Source organism: Phenylobacterium sp., from assembly GCF_035276905.1.
In the GTDB taxonomy this organism is placed as follows: domain Bacteria; phylum Pseudomonadota; class Alphaproteobacteria; order Caulobacterales; family Caulobacteraceae; genus Phenylobacterium.
Window position 1 is genome coordinate 1 of the sequence record NZ_DATELG010000149.1, and the last position, 2298, is coordinate 2298.

General features: G+C 65.2%; 4 protein-coding genes. 1 reads left to right on the top strand and 3 read right to left on the bottom strand.

Going from position 1 to position 2298, the window contains the following annotated elements:
• Positions 1-479: 479 nt before the first annotated feature.
• Positions 480-815, top strand: coding sequence for a DDE-type integrase/transposase/recombinase (locus tag VJS38_RS06760; protein WP_414692417.1), 336 nt, complete (start codon positions 480-482; stop codon positions 813-815).
• A 399-nt stretch (positions 816-1214) separates the two neighbouring features.
• On the opposite strand, the gene VJS38_RS06765 is transcribed toward VJS38_RS06760, so the two are convergent.
• From VJS38_RS06765 to VJS38_RS06775, 3 genes are all read right to left on the bottom strand, one after another.
• The gene (locus tag VJS38_RS06765; protein WP_324087390.1) at positions 1215-1877 is read right to left on the bottom strand and encodes a 3-oxoacid CoA-transferase subunit B; all 663 of its coding nucleotides are present in this window, start codon (positions 1875-1877) and stop codon (positions 1215-1217) included.
• Positions 1877-2077 (bottom strand): hypothetical protein, encoded by a 201-nt coding sequence (locus VJS38_RS06770; RefSeq protein ID WP_324087391.1) that lies wholly within the window; start codon positions 2075-2077, stop codon positions 1877-1879. Before VJS38_RS06770 ends, VJS38_RS06765 begins: the two co-directional genes overlap by 1 nt.
• Positions 2064-2298: CoA-transferase (locus VJS38_RS06775; protein ID WP_324087392.1), on the bottom strand; the 235-nt coding region annotated here is incomplete at its 5' end. The genes VJS38_RS06775 and VJS38_RS06770, both read right to left, overlap by 14 nt.

The following is a 2298-nucleotide window of genomic DNA, read 5'->3' on the forward strand; positions in this document are numbered from 1 at the left end:
AAGCGATAGCGAGTAGGCGCCCGGATCTCCGTGCTGAAAATACGGCCGGAACCGGTCGGCACGGTCGCAATCGGTTAGTTGGCGTCCAAGCGCGCGTGGGCGATGTAGTTGCCGCAGCTGCTTCGGCGGCGCCTGGCCATAACGTTTCTCCCGCACATTGCTTTTGGCTCGTCAAAGCCGTACCTCAGCGCCGCAGCGGGCGCAAGCGTACTTAAGCGATTATTGAACGGCTTGCGGCGAACGACCGAATGGTCGGGTTCGCTGATCCATGCGGAACCGCGCGGCCGCATTGCATGCGCACCGCCGCGTGGACGGGGATCTGCAAGCAGCGCTTTGCGCGACCCCGCCCTACGCCCGTCGCGTCTGATCTGGCCGCTCGATGCCGATCAGGCCGGCGAGGCTTTGGCCCAGCACGCCATGGAGATTGCGGCGGTTAACGCCGAGCCTTGGCGGGCTCAGCCAACAAGCGTGTCGAGGCGATGCGCCAGCACACCCATTGGCGGTGGCATCTCGACGAGGTGTACGTGAAGATCAATGGCGAGATGCGCTACCTCTGGCGCGCCGTCGACCACGAGGGCGAGGTACTGGAGGCCTTAGTCACCAAGACGCGGGACAAGGCCGCGGCGTTGAAATTCTTCAAGAAGGCGCTGAAGCGACACGGCCGGCCGAAAGCGATCGTCACCGATGGACTGCGCTCCTACGGCGCCGCTCTCAGGGACCTTGGCCAAGGGCGCCCCTGGTTTGAGATGCACTCGGCCGTGGCCTTGTCAATGCCATCGGCAGGACTGGCGCGCCCAAGTCTCTCGGCACGATGACCTGGCCCTTGCGGATCGGGCCGGAGAAGCTCGCCGGATAGGGCACGTCCGTGGCGGCGACGAGGTCGCCGGCCAGCTGGCGTTCCAACAACAGCATGACAGCGGGCTTGGCGTTCTGATGCGACCTGACCGCCTCTCGGACTGCGCAGGGGTGCAGGCTGGATCCGTCCTGGAGGCGGGCGACCCGCAACAGCAGCTCCCGCAGCAAAATGGCCTGGCCGGGCTGAGGAATGCAGCGGAACGCGCGCTCGGCGATGGACCCCGACCGACCTCGGAAAGGCTCGCCTGACCAAAGGACATAGTGGTGCGGGGACGTACGGGCGATCGCCTCCGCAACACTGCCCAGGAAACCATCTTCGTACGGCCCACCTGTGACGAAATAAGACATCGCGCCAGAACTCACGCGAGGCGAAGAGGACGCCGAGCGCCCACTTCGAAGAACGCCTCGGTCTTGGCGCGCAGTTCGTCCACGGTTACGCCCGGCGCGAGCTCGAGCAGCGACAGGAGCTTCTTGCCTCGGGCCACGTCGAACACCGCCAGGTCGGTGATGACCAGGTCGACGACGCCCGCGCCCGTCAGCGGCAGGGTGCAACCCTTCACCAGCTTGGGCGCGCCGGACTTCTCGACGTGCTCCATGACCACGACCACGCGCTTGACGCCGGCCACCAGGTCCATGGCCCCGCCCATGCCCTTGACCATCTTGCCCGGCACCATCCAGTTGGCGAGGTCGCCGTTCTGGGCCACCTGCATCGCGCCCAGAATGGACAGGTCCATGTGGCCCCCGCGGATCATCGCGAAGCTGTCCGCAGACGAAAAATACGACGAGGAGGGTAGCTGGGTAATCGTCTGCTTGCCGGCGTTGATCAGGTCCGCGTCGGCCTCCCCCTCGTAAGGAAACGGGCCCATGCCCAGCATGCCGTTCTCGCTTTGCAGCGTCACGGACAGGCCCGGCGGGATATGGTTGGCGACGAGCGTCGGGATCCCGATCCCTAGATTGACGTAAAAACCATCCCGCAGCTCCTGGGCCGCACGAGCGGCCATTTGATCGCGCGTCCAAGGCATCAGCAGGCAACCCATCGCTTGCAAAAGAGGAAGTCTTTGTTCGCGGCGCTCAACGCCGCCGGCTCGCCGCTCTTACGGGGAGCCGGCGAATCCGCCCGCCTTCGATCCGCGGGAGCCAGGACCGCTCGAAACAGCGCGCCGCAGGTGCATATGTCCACCTTGTAGGTCACCGCCGCACAGAAATACTTATGCTGCAGCATGGCTTGATCCTTCCGCTGGCCGGCTGGTCACCCGCTCGATGCGTTTCTCGAAGACCGCGCCCTTCAGGATGCGGTCGACATAGATCCCCGGCGTGTGGATCTGGTCGGGATCGAGGTCGCCGACCGCCACCAGGTGCTCGACCTCCGCGACCGTCACCTTGCCGGCGCTGGCCATCATCGGATTGAAGTTCCGCGCCGTCTTCCGATAGACGAGGTTGCCT

Excerpts from the sequence above, each read along its gene's own strand:
- VJS38_RS06765 (WP_324087390.1), bottom strand. The coding sequence starts at position 1,877 with ATGCCTTGGACGCGCGATCAAATGGCCGCTCGTGCGGCCCAGGAGCTG.
- VJS38_RS06770 (WP_324087391.1), bottom strand. The coding sequence starts at position 2,077 with ATGCTGCAGCATAAGTATTTCTGTGCGGCGGTGACCTACAAGGTGGAC.
- VJS38_RS06760 (WP_414692417.1), top strand. The coding sequence starts at position 480 with ATGCGCCAGCACACCCATTGGCGGTGGCATCTCGACGAGGTGTACGTG.